At 71.3% G+C, this 16,608-nt stretch carries 19 protein-coding genes; 3 read left to right on the top strand and 16 right to left on the bottom strand.

All coding sequences use genetic code 11. From position 1 onward, the window contains the following. Positions 1-30 precede the first annotated feature (30 nt). Positions 31-1,269, bottom strand: a complete 1,239-nt coding sequence (locus ACYVK5_RS18700; protein ID WP_460707469.1) for a hypothetical protein — start codon at positions 1,267-1,269, stop codon at positions 31-33. A gap of 16 nt (positions 1,270-1,285) precedes the next feature. Between ACYVK5_RS18700 and ACYVK5_RS18695 the strand changes: the two genes are divergently transcribed. Together ACYVK5_RS18695 and ACYVK5_RS18690 are read left to right on the top strand one after the other, a co-directional pair. Beyond that, positions 1,286-2,692: a helix-turn-helix transcriptional regulator gene (locus ACYVK5_RS18695; protein ID WP_460707468.1), complete on the top strand. Its 1,407-nt coding sequence runs from the start codon at positions 1,286-1,288 to the stop codon at positions 2,690-2,692. A gap of 7 nt (positions 2,693-2,699) precedes the next feature. After that, positions 2,700-3,368, top strand: a complete 669-nt coding sequence (locus tag ACYVK5_RS18690; RefSeq protein ID WP_460707467.1) for a GAP family protein — start codon at positions 2,700-2,702, stop codon at positions 3,366-3,368. Positions 3,369-3,404: 36 nt separating this feature from the next. On the opposite strand, the gene ACYVK5_RS18685 is transcribed toward ACYVK5_RS18690, so the two are convergent. The 15 genes from ACYVK5_RS18685 to ACYVK5_RS18615 form a co-directional block, all read right to left on the bottom strand. Further along, the gene (locus ACYVK5_RS18685; RefSeq protein ID WP_460707466.1) at positions 3,405-4,058 is read right to left on the bottom strand and encodes a hypothetical protein; all 654 of its coding nucleotides are present in this window, start codon (positions 4,056-4,058) and stop codon (positions 3,405-3,407) included. Positions 4,059-4,062: 4 nt separating this feature from the next. Continuing rightward, a complete protein-coding gene (locus ACYVK5_RS18680) occupies positions 4,063-4,395 on the bottom strand; it encodes an SHOCT domain-containing protein (RefSeq protein ID WP_460707465.1) in 333 nt (110 codons plus the stop codon). 44 nt (positions 4,396-4,439) lie between these two features. Further along, entirely contained in the window at positions 4,440-4,880 is a 441-nt protein-coding gene (locus ACYVK5_RS18675; protein WP_460707464.1) for a DUF6325 family protein, read from the bottom strand. 49 nt (positions 4,881-4,929) lie between these two features. Continuing rightward, a complete protein-coding gene (locus ACYVK5_RS18670) occupies positions 4,930-5,355 on the bottom strand; it encodes a DUF6069 family protein (RefSeq protein ID WP_460707463.1) in 426 nt (141 codons plus the stop codon). A 177-nt stretch (positions 5,356-5,532) separates the two neighbouring features. Next, positions 5,533-6,873 carry a hypothetical protein gene (locus ACYVK5_RS18665; protein ID WP_460707462.1) on the bottom strand — a complete coding sequence of 447 codons (1,341 nt, stop codon included), beginning with the start codon at positions 6,871-6,873 and terminating at the stop codon, positions 5,533-5,535. 11 nt (positions 6,874-6,884) lie between these two features. After that, positions 6,885-8,792, bottom strand: coding sequence for an alkyl/aryl-sulfatase (locus ACYVK5_RS18660; protein ID WP_460707461.1), 1,908 nt, complete (start codon positions 8,790-8,792; stop codon positions 6,885-6,887). Positions 8,793-8,880: 88 nt separating this feature from the next. Further along, positions 8,881-9,603: a ZIP family metal transporter gene (locus ACYVK5_RS18655; protein ID WP_460707460.1), complete on the bottom strand. Its 723-nt coding sequence runs from the start codon at positions 9,601-9,603 to the stop codon at positions 8,881-8,883. A gap of 13 nt (positions 9,604-9,616) precedes the next feature. Beyond that, positions 9,617-9,991 carry an SHOCT domain-containing protein gene (locus tag ACYVK5_RS18650; protein ID WP_460707459.1) on the bottom strand — a complete coding sequence of 125 codons (375 nt, stop codon included), beginning with the start codon at positions 9,989-9,991 and terminating at the stop codon, positions 9,617-9,619. Positions 9,992-10,374: 383 nt separating this feature from the next. After that, positions 10,375-10,707, bottom strand: coding sequence for a hypothetical protein (locus tag ACYVK5_RS18645; protein WP_460707458.1), 333 nt, complete (start codon positions 10,705-10,707; stop codon positions 10,375-10,377). 189 nt (positions 10,708-10,896) lie between these two features. After that, on the bottom strand, positions 10,897-11,211 hold the full coding sequence (locus ACYVK5_RS18640; RefSeq protein WP_460707457.1) for a hypothetical protein: 315 nt from the start codon (positions 11,209-11,211) through the stop codon (positions 10,897-10,899). Further along, positions 11,208-12,074 carry an HAD family hydrolase gene (locus tag ACYVK5_RS18635; protein WP_460707456.1) on the bottom strand — a complete coding sequence of 289 codons (867 nt, stop codon included), beginning with the start codon at positions 12,072-12,074 and terminating at the stop codon, positions 11,208-11,210. The genes ACYVK5_RS18640 and ACYVK5_RS18635 overlap by 4 nt, the downstream gene beginning before the upstream one ends. Positions 12,075-12,163: 89 nt before the next feature. Beyond that, complete coding sequence (locus ACYVK5_RS18630; protein WP_460707455.1) at positions 12,164-13,081, bottom strand: NAD-dependent epimerase/dehydratase family protein; 918 nt, start codon at positions 13,079-13,081, stop codon at positions 12,164-12,166. Beyond that, the gene (locus ACYVK5_RS18625) at positions 13,078-14,529 is read right to left on the bottom strand and encodes a helix-turn-helix domain-containing protein (RefSeq protein ID WP_460707454.1); all 1,452 of its coding nucleotides are present in this window, start codon (positions 14,527-14,529) and stop codon (positions 13,078-13,080) included. The genes ACYVK5_RS18630 and ACYVK5_RS18625 overlap by 4 nt, the downstream gene beginning before the upstream one ends. 231 nt (positions 14,530-14,760) lie before the next feature. Further along, entirely contained in the window at positions 14,761-15,105 is a 345-nt protein-coding gene (locus ACYVK5_RS18620; RefSeq protein WP_460707453.1) for a rhodanese-like domain-containing protein, read from the bottom strand. Between the two features lie 36 nt (positions 15,106-15,141). Then, positions 15,142-15,768 (bottom strand): FMN-dependent NADH-azoreductase, encoded by a 627-nt coding sequence (locus tag ACYVK5_RS18615; protein ID WP_460707452.1) that lies wholly within the window; start codon positions 15,766-15,768, stop codon positions 15,142-15,144. A gap of 87 nt (positions 15,769-15,855) precedes the next feature. On the opposite strand from ACYVK5_RS18615, the gene ACYVK5_RS18610 reads away from it, so the two are divergent. Further along, positions 15,856-16,470 carry a TetR/AcrR family transcriptional regulator gene (locus ACYVK5_RS18610; protein ID WP_460707451.1) on the top strand — a complete coding sequence of 205 codons (615 nt, stop codon included), beginning with the start codon at positions 15,856-15,858 and terminating at the stop codon, positions 16,468-16,470. The last annotated feature ends 138 nt before the right edge of the window (positions 16,471-16,608 follow it).

Raw genomic sequence — 16,608 nt, 5'->3', positions numbered from 1 at the left:
AGTTCCGCTCCGCACCACATCGCGACCGTCTCACGACCCGCGGCGATGTCTGGCGCGTCTTCCGTACCGCACGTCCCGCGCGTGTACGTTCCCCGCACCCGGTTCTGGCAGCACCTCGACGACGCCACCGCCTGCGCCGTGACCCTCGTGGTGGCACCCGTCGGGTCCGGCAAGACGATGGGTGTCGCCGGGTGGCTGCGGTACGGCGCGCGGCCGCGGGCCCGCCGGACGACCTGGGTCCCGGCCGGCCCCGACTGGTCGCCGGCCCGGCTCGCCCGGGTCGTGGACGGCCCGGGCACCCGGGGTGACGCCCCGGCGGAACGGCCGCTGGTCGTGATCGACGACGCGCACGCGCTGCCCGCCGCGACCCTGCACTGGATCGATCACCGCCTCAACTCGGCCCCCGAGTCGCTGCGCCTGCTGCTGCTGAGCCGCTGGGACCTCCCGCTGACCCGGCTCGTCCCGGAGCTCCTGGGCAACTTCACCTTCCTGCGCGGCGACCTGCTCCGGTTGAGCGAGGCCGAGAGCGACGAGCTCATCGCCGCCCACGCCCGCAGCGCCGACCGGCAGGTGCTCGACGCCGTGGCCCGGCAGGCGGACGGCTGGTGCGCCGCCACCGTGCTGGCCGCGCGCGGGCTCGGCGCGGCCCGCGACCGCGACACGGCCGTCCGTCGCATGTCGGCCGGTATGGCGTCGCTCGCGACGCACATCGCCGGAGAGGTCTTCGCCACCCTCACGCCGCAGCAGCGCCACCTGCTCCTGTGCGTCGCCGGCGAAGGCGTCGTCACCGCATCCACTGCCGCCCATCTCTCCCACGACCAGCGCGCCGGCGAGATCCTCGCCGAGCTCGAGAGCACCGGCCTGCTCGTCATCCGGGAGCACGACGGCAACCACGCGGACGGGGACGACACCCTCCGGAGCGGCTTCCGGGTGCACCCGCACCTGGCCGAGGTCGTCCGGCAACGGCTCGCCGCCGGCGGGGTCGACGCCGCGCGGGCGCGCTCGACCGTGATCCGCGCCGTCCGGCTCGACATGGCGCGCGGGCACCTGGACAAGGCGTTCTCGCGCCTGGTCCGCGTCCACGCCCCGGCAGAGGCCGCCGACGTCATCGCACGCGACGGCGTGCGGATGATGCTGAACCAGGCCGAGAACGACGAGGTGGACAGGTTCGTCCAGGCCCGGCCCGAGATCGTGGACGCCCGCCCCGACGTCTGGTTCGCCCTCGCGTTCGGGCACTGGCTCCGGGACGACGTCGAAGGCTCGCGTCATTGGGGCGACCGTCTCCTTGCCGGGCAGGCGTCACCCGAGCGGGCCTGGGGGGGCACGCCGCCGCCCGAACCTCGACGCGCGCGTCGCCTGCGTCCGCCTCTGGCGCGCCGCGCTCGGGCGGGAACCCCTGTACGCCGCCGCCGGCCACGCCAGGCGCGTGCTCGAGGCGTCCCTGTCGCGCGCGGTCGTGGGCGAGGCCAACGCGGACGTCCTGCCCGTGCTGGCGTACGAGCTGGGCACGGCGCAGAACTGGCTCGGCGAGCTCACCGAGGCCGAGACGAGCCTCACCACCGCCGTCAGCCTCTCGCGCAGCCAGGGACTCCTGTCGCTCGATGTCAGCGCCCTCAGCCAGCTCGCCTTCACCCAGTACATGCAGGGGCGGGAGAGCACCTGCGTGGAGCTCGCCGACCAGGCGCTCGCCGCGCTGGGCGTGCCGGACGGGCCGCACACGCGGATCGTCGCGGCACGCGCAGGCCTCGCCCGGCTGCTGGCGCGTCTGCTGGACGTCCCGGCGCCGGGGGAACCCGTCGTCGCCCCCGTCGTCGGCGCGCGGCATCACAGCGGCGACCTCTGCGTCCAGTTCTGGTCCCGGATCTCGGACGCGCGGCACGCGGTGCTCGCCGGCGCCGTGAGCGAGGCCCAGCGCGCGCTCGCCGCGCCGGGCGAGCGGCCCAAGCTGACCGACGACCAGATTCCGGACCACCTGCGCGTCACGCTGCTCGTCGAGCGGGCGTTCGTGGCCTCCCTCGCCGACGACCGTGAGACGCTCAGGACCCAGCACCCGGCGCTCGCCGCGCTCGGCGTCGTCGGCGAGGCCGCGCTCGTGCAGGGCCTGTGCGCCGACCGGGACGGCGATCGGCGGCGCGCCGCCGCCGCGTTCGAGGCCGCCGGTGCCGACGCCGCCTACTCCCAGCCCGCCACGCGCGCGCTCGCCCTGGTCTGCGAGGCTCAGCTGCTGGACGCGCTGGGCGAGCCCGCGCGCGCCGAGGAGCGCCTCGCGGAGGCGGCGTCGGCCACCGAGACACGCCGCAACGCCGCCCCCTTCCTCGGCTGGACGCGTCAGGGCACCCCGATCGAACTGCTCCTGAAACGGCTCGCGGACAGCGGGAACAACGCCTGGGTCCGCGAGCTCGCCACCGCCGCCACCGACCGGCCCGACATCGTGCGGCACTACTCGACCCTGACCGCGAACCCTCGCGAGCGGGAGCATGCCGGCGCGGTGCTCAGCCCGCCGTCGCTCAGCCCACGCGAGCGGGAGGTCCTCGACGAGCTGGCGCGAGGCGCCACGTACGCGGACATCGCGGCGGCGCTCTTCGTCTCGGAGAACACCGTCAAGACGCACGTCTCCAGCCTCTACGGGAAGCTGGCGGCGTCGCGCCGCAGCGAGGCGCTCGCCATCGCCCGCAGCTTCCACCTTCTGTGAGGTCACGATGGGAAGCGCGACAGGCCAGTCCCTCCCGATCGCGGTCGGCGTCCTCGTGAGCCCGCTGCCGATCGTCGCGGTGGTGCTCATGCTCACGAGCGGGCGCGCACGCGCCAATGCCATGGCCTTCCTGGCCGGCTGGTTCGTGGCGATCCTCGCCGTCACGCTCGCCGTCGCGTTCCTCGCCGGTGCCGCGGCGGGCGGGAACGGCGGACCGCCCGCGTGGGTCGGCTGGGTCAAGATCACGCTGGGCGTCCTCCTGCTGCTTGTCGCGGTCCGGCAGTGGCGGGCCCGGCCGGCTCCGGGCAGGGAACCGCCCGCGCCGCGGTGGATGGCCGCGATCAACGGCTTCACGCCGGCGCGGGCCCTGGGCCTCGGTGTCCTGCTCAGCGCCGTGAACCCGAAGAACCTCCTGCTCGTCGTCTCGGGCGGGGCGACGGTCGCCGCCGCTACGGACGACGTCGCGGCCCAGGCCGGCGCCGCCGTCGTCTTCGCCGTGGTCGCGAGCCTGGGCGTGGCCGCCCCGGTGGTCGTCTACGTCACCACCGGCGACCGGGCCGCGGCCCTGCTCAACGGCCTCAAGACCTGGATGACCCACAACAACGCCGTCATCATGGCGGTCCTGCTCGTGGTGCTCGGCACCAAGATGATCGGCGACGGGATCTCCGGGCTGTGACGGCGCCGGGAGCGCGTCAGCTGAGCCGCGGGCGCGTCAGATGATCTTCGGGAAGGCGATCAGGAAGCTCATGCCGGCCAGGAACAGGACGGTCGCGCCGGTCAGGACCGCCCAGGAACGGCGCCGGGAGCTGAAGCGGGTGGCCAGCGCGCCGAAGAACAGGACCATCGCGAACAGCACCGTCAGCAGGGTGTAGTTGTCGCCGCGGCGGTTGTGGGTCAGCGCTTGGGCGAAGTAGTCCTCGGCGTGGGCGTCGGCCGCGACGGCGTCGGCCGCGCCGGGCGGCTCGTAGGTGTCCAGCGCGAACGGGCTGTCCGGCGCGTCCGGGTTCAGGAGCGGGCGCGTCGCAATCCACTCGTCGAACGCCAGAGCGAAGTGGTCGGTGAAGCGTTCCCGGGCGAACGTCTCCAGTTCCTCTTCGCCTGCCGCCCGCGCCTCGAGCCAGATGCCGAAGATCTGCAGGTCCACCGACCGGGCGGCGTCCGCGGCCGCCGCCTCCCGCGCCGCCTCGATCCGCTGGGACGAGGCCCGGGAGAACGCGATCGACATCTCACCGCTCCACTTGCTGGCCTCGAACCCGCTCCACGCCGTCAGGACCGCGGTGACGGACAGCAGGATGACCGCGAGGGTCTCCAGGTGCCAGCGGCCGGGTTCCCCGTCGGTGTCGCCCGCGTCGCCCGCGTCGTTCACGCGTTCACCCCAGCAGTTTCGCCTTGGCCGCGGCGAACTCGGCGTCGTCCAGCACGCCCTGGGAGTGCAGCTCGCCGAGCTTCGTCAGCTGGGCGAGCAGGACGTCGTTCGAGTCGGCCGGCGCGGGAACCGACGACGGCGGTGCCGGTTGCGGCGGGGCCGTGGCCTGCTGCGCCTGCTGGGCTTCGTACTGCTGGGCCTCGTACTGTTCCTCGGCCTTGCGCGCCTGGCGCCGCTGGATCGCGCCCGTGGTGGCCGAGGCGGTACCCGCGATCACCGCGGTGCGTGCGGCCGCGCCGATGAGGCCGGGCCTGCCGACGCGTCGGAAAGGAGGCATGTCACAGCTCCGATCAGTGGTGGTGAGGAGGGTGGTGAGGTCGCTCAGCCCTGGGAGCCCGGGACGGCCCCCGCCTGAGCGGCGATCTCGTTGACGATCACGGCGGGGACCCGCTCGTGCAGGATCACGTCGGCGTCCACGCTGACGGCCGCCGAGACGAGCTCACGCGACCAGGTGTGCTCGATCGCGAGGACGAGGACGGACGTCCCCGGTTCGACCACCGCGGCGATCTCCCGGAGATCCTCGTCGCCGGTGAGGCCCGGCGCCGAGAGCTCCACGCCCACGACGTCGGCCTCGCCACCCACGTCCGTGGCCTCCAGGACGACCAGCTCGCCGTCGTCTCCCCGGCGGACGACGGCGAGGTCCAGCAGGGTGACGGCGCCGCTCCCGGCGACGTCGCGCACGGCCCGGGTGACCGACGGCGGGATCCGTGGCGAGTCGAAGGCGAGTGCGACGAGTTCGACGGGGCCGAACGACGGGTCCATGAGAACCTCCACGAGAGCTGGGAAACGGTGCGACCGGGCGACGGGCGCCTCACCCGGCCCGCGCGGCGCGGGTGACCGCGGTGCGCGCGACCCCGGAGACCAGGCCCAGGATCGCGAACCCGATGACCACGTTGATGAGGGCACTCGCCAGCTTGCTGGCGATCTCGGCGTCGGTGACGAACGGCGCGACGCCGGCGACGACGATGGCGAGGCCCACGATCCAGCCGAAGAACGACAGGGCGCGCGGCGTGCTCAGCAGCAGCAGCAGGTGCACCAGCGCCACCGCGACCAGCGCGGCGACGGCGGCCGTGACCATGAGCCAGGTCGTCGAGACGTTTCCCCACACGCCGTCCTCCTCGGGGGCCATGATGGGAATCCCGAACACGCCACGGAACACGACCACGCCCACGAGCGCGATGAGCGCCGCGACCAGGGCCGTCGCCACGCCCCCGGACCACAGGGTCCGTGCGTCCACGCGGGTCTGACCCTGCAGAGGGTATTCCGGTTGCTGTCCCTGGGCCGCCATCGGTTCGCCTCCGGTTTCCCGTCGCTCTCGACTGTTCCCCCACCATGCGCGCCCCGCGGTGCCGAAGGACTCACCCGTTGCGGGTGAACGTGCCGCCTCGGGCCGGGAGGCTTTCCCCGGATGACCTCAGGACGGCTCGTCACGCGCCGCCGTCGGAGGCCGGGCCAGGAGCTCGATCAGCGTGATGACCAGCCCGGCGCCGACGGCGACGCCGACGACGAGCCCGGGCGTCGGGTTCGACGCGAGCAGCACGACCACGGCCGCGAGCGCGACGACCGCCGTGCGGACGACGCCGCGGTGCTCGCCGAGCCAGGTGCCTGCGGGCCCGGCGGTCACGCCCCGGTGCTCGGCCCACGTGCGGGTCCTGCCGAGGCCCGTGCCGATGCCGGCGCGCAGGCCGCGCGCCGAGGCGCTGGACCCGCCGAGGTAGGCCGCCAGCGCGACGGCCAGGCCCAGCACCCCCACGGTGCGCAGCGTGACGCGCAGGAACGTGACGAGCTGGTCGAACACGACCTCGGCGGCGTCCAGCCGCGCCACCTGCCCGCTGAGCGCGTCGAGGTACAGGCCGCGGGCGATCGCGAGGCCGACGGCGAGGACGAGCATCGCCACGACGAGCGCGAGCCCCGTGGCGACCAGGGCGCGCAGGTGGTGCGTCGCGGCGAGGACGCCCGCGGCCAGCAGGGCCAGCGCGACCCAGGGCAGCCAGGTCCCCAGCGCGACCAGCTGGGCGTACCGGTTGCGGAGCTCGACGAGCTGCGAGGTCTCCACGATCGTGAACGTCGCGTCGATGGTGGGCAGGTTAGCCGCGAGCCCGAACCCGCGCTCGGCGAGCCATTCTTTGAGCACGTCGATCATCCCGGCGAGCGAGATCGTGAGCTGCCCCTCCGCGCCGACCTGGACGACGTCGCTCCCGGTCCCCCGCATCGCGGCGACGAACTGCTGGTGCGCGACCCGGTTGGCCTGGTCCCACGCGGACTCGAACTGTTCGCTCCGGACGACACCGTCGGCGGCCCGGCGGACGAACGACTCGACGCCGCTGGTCAGCGGGGCCTCGAGCGCGGTCAGGGCCGTCGTCGCACGTGGCGGGACGTCCTGCGCGGCGAGCCCTGCCGCGACGTCGTCCACCACGGCCCCCACGTCGATCCGCGCCATCACGGCCTCGGTCAGCCGTCCCGCCACGGCCGACTGCACGGTCGGGTCGTCCGCGAGCGGGGCGACCGTGGCGACGTAGCGGTCGGTGTCGGTCAGAGTGCGCTCCACCCACGCCGCGACGACGGCGGCCGGTGCGAGCAGGGCGCCGAGCGTGATGAGGACGACGGCGGCCGCGGTGCGCCCGCGGTGTCGTGCGGGCCGGGAGGCGGCGTCCTCCGGCATGGCCTGCGCCTCGTCGAGGCGTCGTCGCAGCCGGGCGTTCTCCCGCTCCAGCTCGGCCAGGCGGGCGGCGTCGTCGGGTGGGACGGCGTTCATGGCTTGGCCGCTCACGGCGTGACGACGGCGAAGTTGTCGTCGCCCGGGTCGAGGACCGCCATGAGCCGCGTCAGCGCGGAGGTGTCGCCGGTCATCTCGATTCCGGCTGCGGTCAGCGCGGCGGGGTCCGGCGCGCCGCCGGCCAGTACCTTGAGCGACGCCCGCGGCATCGACAGCGTCGCGTCGGCCGGCTCGCGCTGCGGGGCCGTGCTGTACGTCAGCACGCCGTTGGCGAGCCGGAGGCGGTACCGCTCGCCGGCGTCGGTCAGGCTGACGTCGATGGCGATGCGCTCGTCCCAGGCCTTGGGCCCGTCGATCTGCACGGCCAGGGCGTCGAACAGCATCTCGGGGCTGAGGGTCGACACGATGTCGTGCGAGACGGTCTGCGTCGGGGTGCCGAACTGGCCGTCGCGCAGCTCGGTGGCACCCGCCAGGTAGAAACTGCGCCAGGTGCCGTTCTCCGCGCCGAACCCGAGCTGCTCGTAGGTGTCGGCGAGCAGGGCACGGGCCGCCGGATGATCGGGCTCGGCGAACACGGCGTGGTTGAGGAGCTCGGCGGCCCAGCGGTAGTCGCCGGCGTCGAACGCCGCACGCCCCCGGTCGACGACCGCGTCGGCGCCGCCGATCGCGTCGACGTACCGCTTCGCCTTCTCCACCGGGGTGTGCTGCCAGAGGCTTGCCGGGTTGCCGTCGAACCAGCCCATGTACCGCTGGTAGACCGCCTTGACGTTGTGACTCAGCGACCCGTAGTACCCGCGGGCGCTCCAGGCGTCCCGCAGCGCCGGCGGGAGCTGGAGCTCCTCGGCGATCTCCGGACCGGTCAGGCCCTTGTTGAGCAGGCGCAGCGTCTGGTCGTGCACGTACCCGTACAGGTCACGCTGGACGGACAGGAACTCGACCACGCGGTCCGCGCCCCAGGTGGGCCAGTGGTGGGACGCGAACGCGACGTCGGCCTTGCCGCCGAACAGGTCGATCGCCTCGGTCAGGTAGCCGGACCAGCCGTGCGGGTCGCGCACCACGGCACCGCGCAGGGTCAGCAGGTTGTGGAAGGTGTGTGTGGCGTCCTCGGCGGTGCACAGGGCCCGGAGGTCGGGGAAGTAGATCAGCATCTCGGCCGGCGCCTCGGTGTCCGGGGCCATCTGGAACACCATGCGGACCCCGTCGACGACCTCCTCCTGCCCGGTCGTGGTGATGTCGTGCGTCGGCGGGATGAGCGTGACCTCGCCGACGGAGACCGTCTGGCCCAGGCCCGCACCCACCTGGCCCTGCGGGCCGCGCGGGAGCGACGCTCCGTACATGTAGGCCGCCCGGCGGCTCATCGCCGTGCCCGCGTACACGTTCTCGGAGATCGCGTGCTCCAGGAACGACTCCGGCGCGACCACCGGGACACGCCCGGCGTCGGCGTCGTCCTGGCTCATCATGCCCTTGACCCCGCCGAAGTGGTCCGCGTGGGCGTGGGTGTAGATCATCCCCGTGACCGGACGGTCCCCCCGGTGCTCGCGGTACAGCGCGAGCGCGGCTGCCGCGGTCTCCCGGCTGAGCAGCGGGTCGATGACGACGACGCCCGCATCGCCCTCGACGAACGTGACGTTCGACAGATCGAGACCACGCACCTGGTAGATGCCCTCGACCACCTCGTACAGGCCGTGCCGCGCGGCGAGCCGGGACTGCCGCCACAGGCTCGGGTTCACCGAATCCGGCGCGTCGCCCCGCAGGAAGTCGTAGGAGTCCAGATCCCACACGACACGTCCGCCGGCATCCCGGATCTGGCCCGACGCCGCCGTGCCGAGGAACCCCCGGTCGGCGTCCTCGAAGTCCTGGGTGTCGGCGAACGGCAGCCGTGCGAGAAGATCCTGCTGCTGACGGGCGATCGTCGCCGACGGCGGATTCGGCGCCGTGTGCTTGTTCGACTCGGACATGGGACTACCTCGCTTCCTCGGCAGGCCCTAGCGTGCGACGTCGACGGAGGAAATCGCTTCACCTGCTTCGGGTGACGTCACCCGACCTTTAGATCGCAGACATCGACAGGGAGACGGCGAAGCCGACCGCCACCAGGGATCCCGTCGCCACACCCTCGACCCGGTACGACTCGGGCAGCAGCGTGTTGGAGACCATCGCGAGCAGCGCCCCGGCGGCGAACCCCTGGGCGAGCGCTCCGGTACGGCCGCTGGCCGGATCGAGCAGCGCGTAGCCGAGCGCGGCGCTCACCGCCGCGACGAGCATGACGACCGACCACATCCCCAGCACCCGCGATCGGGTCCATCCGGCGGCACGGAGCCCACTCGACGACGACAGCCCTTCGGGGAAGTTGCTCAGGATGATGCCCGTGAGCAGGGCGATACTGACATTTCCCTGGAGCACCGTCAGTCCCAGGACGAACGACTCGGGGATGCCGTCGAGCACCGAGCCGAAGACGATCGCGAGCGGAGTCCCGTCTGCCTGGGCCCCGCCCGCGTCCTTGCGCCCGCCGCCGCCCCTGCGGCTCAGCCACCAGTCACCAGCGGTGAATGTCGCGACTCCGAGCAGGGTCATGAGCCCCACCAGACCGACCGATGCGGTCTCGACCGCCTCGTCGATCAGCTCGAACGCGACCGACCCGATGAGCAGGCCGGCGCCGAGCCCCATCACGATCGCGATGAACCGGCGGCTCGGCGCCCCGGCGTACGCCACCAAGGCGCCGACCAGCAGCGCCGCCGCGCCGACCGCGCCCCACGTGAACGCCGCGAGCATCAGGATCGGCCGGTCAGGTCATGGCCTTGGTCTTGAGCCTCTCGAACTCGTCCGGGGTGATCGCGCCGTCGTCCAGGAGCGACTTCGCGCTCGCGATCTGGTCGGCCGGCGAGGCCGCGGCAACGTCGCGGATGTAGCTCTCGGTCTCGCGGCGAGCCTCTGCCACCGTCTCCACCTGCCGCAGCCCCATTCCCCGGCCGCGAGCGATCAGGTAGACGAGTGCCGTGAGGACGGGCAGGAAGATGAGGAAGAGAATCCACAGCGCCTTCCACCATCCCGAGAGCTCCTTGTCGCGGAAGAGATCCACGACGATCTGGAACAACACCAGAAGGTAGGCCACGAGGAAGAACGTCCAGATCATCAACCAGAAGAAATCCCAGAAGTCCATGATCAGCCCTGCTCTCTTCATCGGTACGGACCGGGAATTCGAAAGTACTCCCGTGCTCCGGTCCCCGCGCGGCGACAGGCATCGACGCGGCCGGCCGCGGGCCGCGGGAAGAGAGGGCCGAACACTCTTACGGCACTCCGTAGATCATGAGCAGGACGACGAACGCCACGATGCTGCCGGCCGGATCTCCACAGCCACCTCCCGGGCCGGGAGCACGACCACCCTCACCTATGACTCGTTCGGTCGTATCCAGACTGTGCAGGACGCCTACGCCGGTACGCAGTCACAGGAGACGTACACATACGACAGCCTGGACCGGCTCGCCCAGGTTACGGACAGCATCGCCGGAACCACGTCCTACGCGTACGACGCGCGTGACCGTGTCACCCAGGTGACCGAGCCGTCCGGGGTGAGTAGCTACGTTTGGAGTGCCTGCCTCGGGCGGTGTCGAAGTCGCGGCGTGGCAGTACGCGGTCAAACGTTCCGCGGGCAGGGTCGTTCGGGGCGCCGAGCACGATGCAGGCCGCGCCGAGGCCGGCGAGTTCCTTCTCCAGCCGGGTGCGGGCGGCTGACAGGATGGCGTCGCCGGGCAGGATGACGAGGCCGGCGTCGTGGTCTGCGGCGTGCTGGGTGAGTTGGCTGATCGTGGCCGCGTCGCGCCGGTCCTCGACGACGTGGGCCAGCCGGTAGCCGTGGTCGCGCGCGTGGCGTTGCACGACGGCGAGCTGCGCGGCATCGCGGGCGTAGCCGACCGCGACGGCTTTTCGGGGTCATGATCATCCTTCCGAGGCGAGCAGGTGGGGTGTGAGGTCAGTGCCACCGCAGCCGAACGAGCCAGGCGACGGCGAGGATGAGTGCGTAGATGACGATCAGGACGCCGATGAGCACGGGGGTCTCCTTCGTGTTCAGGGCTGGACGACGTCGGAGTAGTGGTAGGACCACAGCCGTTTCCTGGCATGGTGGCGCGTCAATCTCATCGCGGTCATGAACGTGCTCGTGCCGCCGTCGCAGCGGGCCTCGGTGTCGGCGGGCTCGCCGTGGGCGATCCACAGGCACACGTCATCGCCGACGTACTGGAGCCGGACCGGCTTCCCGCACGAGTCGCAGATGCCGGCCTCCCCGAGCCGGGCTCCGTAGCCCTCGGGGATCACGGCCTTGTGGCCGGCAAAGGGACCGGTCTGCCAACTCGCAGTGGGGTCGTCCTCCTCGAAGGTCGTCATCGGGTGTCCACCTCCGACCTGGCAGGCTGCACCTGAACCTCGCGGCTGGAGATCGTCAGGGAGTTCAGGGCTCCAACCACGCCGTCGTGGTCGATCGAGCCGGTGATGTAATCGGCGGCGTCCTTCACGGCCCGTGAGGCATGCCCCATCGAGGACCCGTGGCGGACCTGGCGCAGCAGCCCGATGTCGTTGGCGCCGTCACCGATCGCGGCGGTGTCATCAGGGTGGATGCCCCACCGGTGTCGCAGCGCATCGGCCTCGCTCGCCTTGGACAGCGCGGGCGCCGTCAGGTCGATCCAGTCGGTGCCGTTCGGGGTCGCGGTGCATCCGGTGCCCTCGATCTGCGGCGCGTACTCGGCGATGCCGGGTGCGTGCACGACGGCGCGGGTGGTGTGCTCCGACCACAGCACCCGCTCGTCCACGAGGTGCTCCAGCCCGTTCAGCCGGCCGACCGGGAAGGGCCGGTTCACCCGCCACCCGACCCCGACCCGCTCGACGGCCATGCTGACCTGCGGGGACACCGTCATGGCGACCGTGAGCGCGGCCCACGGATCGAACACCCGCCGGCGCACGATCTGGAAGGGGCGACGCCGGTTCCCGGTCAGTTCCGCGGTGACCGCGCCGTTGGACGCGATGAACACCGAGCCCTCACCCAGCCGCAACTGCTCGGCGATCGGCAGCACCCCAACCACGGAACGGCCCGTGCACAGCACCACGTTGATGCCCTTCGCCACCGTCGCGGCCACCGCGGATCGGGCCCGCTCCGGCACCACATCGCCGGCGTCCGGCAGAAGCGTGCCGTCGATGTCAAGAAAGACGACTTTCACCGGGCGGCGGGGCATGGATTCATGGGAGATAGTCATGCCCGCTATGCAACAGGCATTCGCCATCCGCCGGTCACCGAAGTACAGGCGTTCTTGGAATAGTGTGAACTGGAATATTCCGCTGGCGACTATTTCTCGCCGACCGCGGACCAGGCGTCGTGGATGATCTGGTGCAGGTCGGATCTGCGCGGGCTCCAGCCCACGTCCGCCGTGATTGCCGTGCTGTCCGCGAGCAGCTTCTGGGGTTCGGCCGCCGGGGGTGCGTGACGCCGGGCCACGGGGCGGCCGGTGACCTGTTCCACTGTGCTGATGACGTCACGCACGCGGGTCGGTCGGCCGCTTCCGATGTTGTAGGTTCGCGCGGTGCCGGGTTCGCATGATTCGAGGGCGAGGGCAAACGCTTCGGCGACATCGGTGACGTGGACGAAGTCACGGATGGCGTCACCGTCGCCGTTGATGACTAGTTCTGGTGCCGCACCTCGCTGTACAGCCATCATTCGAGGAATGAGCCGGGTCTCGTCACGATCTGGGTGGCTTGGTAGCGCGCCGGCGATGTTGAAGGCACGCAAGATGACCGCGCCGATCGCGCCGGTGCGGGCGAGGTCCAGTGCCGCGGTATCGGCGGCCAGTTTGCTGGTCCCGTACGGACTGGACGGCGCGGTGACGGCATTCTCGTCGATCGGCTGACTGGCATGATCGCCATAGACGCCGCACGTCGAAGCGAGCACCAGTCGCCGGCAGCCGGTGGCGCTCATCGCGCGAAGTAGCGCGAGCGTTCCTCCGGCGTTCGTCTCCCAGTAGCCCAGCGGGTCCGAGCGCGACTCACGCACTCGCGTGCGTGCGGCCAGGTGGCACACGCCATCGACCTCGTCCAGCGCGGGAAGGAGGGCGTCGCGGCTGAGGTCCCCGTGAATCCGCTCCACCTGGTCGGGCAGCTTCGACGTGGCCGAACGGGTCAACCCGATCACGTCATGGCCCCGCTGAGTCAGCAAGGTGGCTACCGCGTAACCCACGAACCCGCTAGCTCCGGTGACCAGGACCTTCATCGGCCCAGCAGCTCATGCCGGTGCTCCCACGCCAGTTCGATGCAGGCGCGCGAGATCGGCGACAGGAGTTCGTCGCGAAGCCGTTCGCGGGCCTGGCCGGTGAAGGGGATGCCGACGTTGGGCACCCCTGATTCCGTGCTGACGGCAGCACCCTCCTCGTTGATTGCGACCATGCCCGCGAACAGGCTGTCGAACACGGGCGCCGCGACGACAGCGACCGTCAGGAGCTCCACCCACAGGGTGAGCGGTTCGACGACGAGCGCACAGGCGTAGATCTGGAAGTCGCCGGCCTGACGCGCTCGTTCGAACGACACGAACGGCTCGTCGGTGTCGTAGGAGATCGGGTCGATGCTGTTGCCGTCGTGCTCCGCGTTGCCCAGGAACTCCTCGGAGAACTCACGTTGCACGTTCCGCCACAGGGAGAAGTCGTTGCGCTGATGGGCGGGCGCCAGCGCCGCGGGCTGGAAGACCCCGGCGGGGGCGACATGGTGCATCCCGCCGGCCGCCGCCACCGACTTCGCGTCGCGGCGATGCAGGTACATGCGGTGGCCTTCGATGGGGTCTCTGCGGATCGTCAGAGTATTGATGCTGGGTAGCGCCGGGCGCGCCGCGAAGTCGAAGACATCCTCGATGCTCCTGCGGAACGACAGGTGAGCGAGACTCGGTCGCCTGCGGCCTGCTCCCAGCCATTCCTGTGCGAGTTCATGCCCTAGCGCTTCGCCGATGTCGAGAACATCGAAATAGCTCGTGTAGTTGAACCCGAGCTTCTTCCTGCCCTCGGTCCAGTCGACGTCGACGAGGCGATAACTCACTCGATTGTCCAGCAGGCGCGGGCGCGCGAGGTCCCGAAGCGCCCGCGAGTACCTTCCGTAGCGTTCACCGCCGGCCATCAACGGCCGGGCGCCCGCCGATTCGGGCAGGCTTCCGCTGATCGTCGGTGCCGGCGCCTCGGTGAGCCAGGCCAGTTCGACATCAGTGAGTTCCACGGGACCGTGTCCGGCCCAACCCGGTGACGTGAGGACCGTCGTGCCGGGAATCCGCGACTCGTCGGGGTAGAACTCGGCGGCGAGATCACCGAGGTGCGCACGGTTGTTGTTCAGCTCACGCCGAACCTGCCGCCAGCGCACCTGACTGTCACGGACCGGCCCCGGCCGATCACTGACATGTGACGGAAACGGATCCGCCTCCGGGGAGCTGTCAGGAAGCAGCCCGAGCCGCTCAGGCGGGATCCCGAGCCGCTCGGCAATACTCCGCAGCTCGGTGACATCGCGAAGCGCCTGCGTCCCCTTTTCAAGCTTCGACAAGCGCGACTGCGTGGTGTTCAGGAGCGCGGCGACGTCCTGTTGGGTGAGGTTCTCACGCTGCCGGTACCAGCGAAGGATCTCACCAACGTCAGAACCATCCGGCGGCCCCGAGGCCGCTTCTTCCGTAGTCTGCAACCACGCCATGGCGCCCCTCAGCCGCTCGCGCTGACTCCATTTCCCGGAAAAGTATGACAGAAGGACGCATCGCAGTTCCTGGTAGCCGGGCGATGTCTCACCTCCCGGCCACCCCGCCCGTGACGCAAGAGACCGCGAGTGCGGTCGGTCGGTTGTCCGTGCGGTCGGTCCCCTGTGCGGCCGACTGCATCGACAACCGGCCGACCACTCGACAGCCGACCGACTGCATCGCCTACCGGTTCACATCGAGTCCGCGGGGACGCTGCTCTCGGTGGGGAGGCCGGCCGCGGTCCAGTCCTCGATGCCGTCGGCGTACTTGCTGACGTTCGTGTAGCCGAGCTCGCGGAGCCTGGCGGCGACCTGGGTGCTGTTCTGGCAGGTCGGGCCTGTGCAGTAGGTCACGAGCCGGGCGTTCTTGTCCGGCAGCAGGTCGGCGGCGTGCGCGTCCACGTCGGCCAGGACGAGGTTGACGGCTCCGGGCAGGTGCTGCTTGTCGTAGTAGGCGGCCGGCAGCGTGTCGATGAGCGTCAGGTCCTGCTGCTCGATCGCGGCCGCGAGCTCGTCGCGCGAGATGATCGTGGTCATGGGAATCGTCTCCTGAGGTGAGTGGTGTCGGGGAGGTCAGAGCACGGCCGCGGCGTCGCGGGCCTCGGCGTGCGCCCGCTCGCGGGCCGCGTCGGCGTCGGCCGTGACGAGGTTGGGCTGGAAGCGGATGCTCGTGATGTCGTCGACCCCCGCCCAGCGCAGCCAGTCCTCGAAGAACGGCTGCTGGAAGTCGCTGCCGAACTCCGGGCCGAGGCCCGGGCCCCAGACCGCGCCGGTGTAGACCACCGCGGCCTTCTTGCCCGTGAGCAGGCCCTCGTAGCCGGTCTCGGGGTCGAAGCCGAACAGCATGCCCGGCTGCGAGACGACGTCGATGAACTGCTTGAGGATGTAGGGCACGCCCGCGTTCCACATCGGCACGCTGAACAGGTAGCGGTCGGCGGCGTCGAAGCGCTCGAAGGTCGCCTTCGCGTCAGCCCAGGCCGCCGCGCCCTCCCCGCTCGGCTCGGCGCCGGCGAACACGTCCATCTTCGCGTTCGCCGCCGCGGGACCGAACTCCGGCAGGGTGCCGTCCCACAGGTCGAAGTGCTCGATCTCGGCCTCGGGGTGCTTCTGGCTGTAGGTGTCGAGGAAGGTGGCGGCGATCTTCAGCGACTCCGACGCCTCGCCGCGAGGGGAGGCGCTGATGTGCAACAGTCGGGTCATGGTCGGCTCCGGGGTGTCAGGTGGACAGGAACGTGTAAGCGGAATAGGTTCCGCTTCATGAAGGAAAGTAGCGGAACGGATTCCGCTTTGTCAACGGGCCCTCGCCTGCCCCTGCGCGCCCAGGCCCAGGCCACCGGGTCGCGTCGCGCGGACGCCGTCCGCAACCGGGGCAAGGTCCTCGACGCCGCCGAGCGGCTGTTCGCCCGCGACGGCGTGGAGCGGGTGACCATGCAGGCCGTGGCCAAGGAGGCGGGCGTCGGGGTCGGGACGCTCTATCGCGGGTTCACCGACAAGGCCGGGCTGGCGATCGCCCTGCTCGACGAGCGCGAGCGCCAGTTCCAGGAGCTGATGATCTCGGGCCCGCCGCCGCTCGGCCCGGGCGCCGAGCCGGTCGAGCGCCTCGCGGCGTTCGTCACCGGCTACGTCGGACTCGTCGCCGAACAGCTCGAACTCGTCCTGCTGTCCCAGACGGCGGCCCCGGGCGCCCGCTTCCGCAGCGGCGCGCACGCCCTGTGGCGCACCCACTGCCGCCACCTGCTGGACCTGGCGGGTGCCCCCTCCCCCGAACTGCGGGCCGATGCCCTCCTGGCGGCGTTGTCGGGCGAGATGATCGCGCACTGGCTGTCCGAGGACGGCAGGGACCTGGCCGAGATCACCGGTGCGATGACGGGCCTGGCCCGCTCGTTCGCCGCGGCCGGCTGATCTACGGCGCGGTCACCGTCGTCGTCCCGCGGGGCTCACCGGCGGGCCCGCACCCGTTGGCGAAGGCGAACCGGCGTCAGGTACGTTCAGGACCATGGACGCCGACGCGCACAGACCTGGCCCGCTGTCGCCACACCG

This window comes from Myceligenerans halotolerans, from assembly GCF_054782975.1.
The sequence above is the reverse complement of the archived record's forward strand: the minus strand, read 5'-3'. Positions and strand labels throughout refer to the sequence as shown.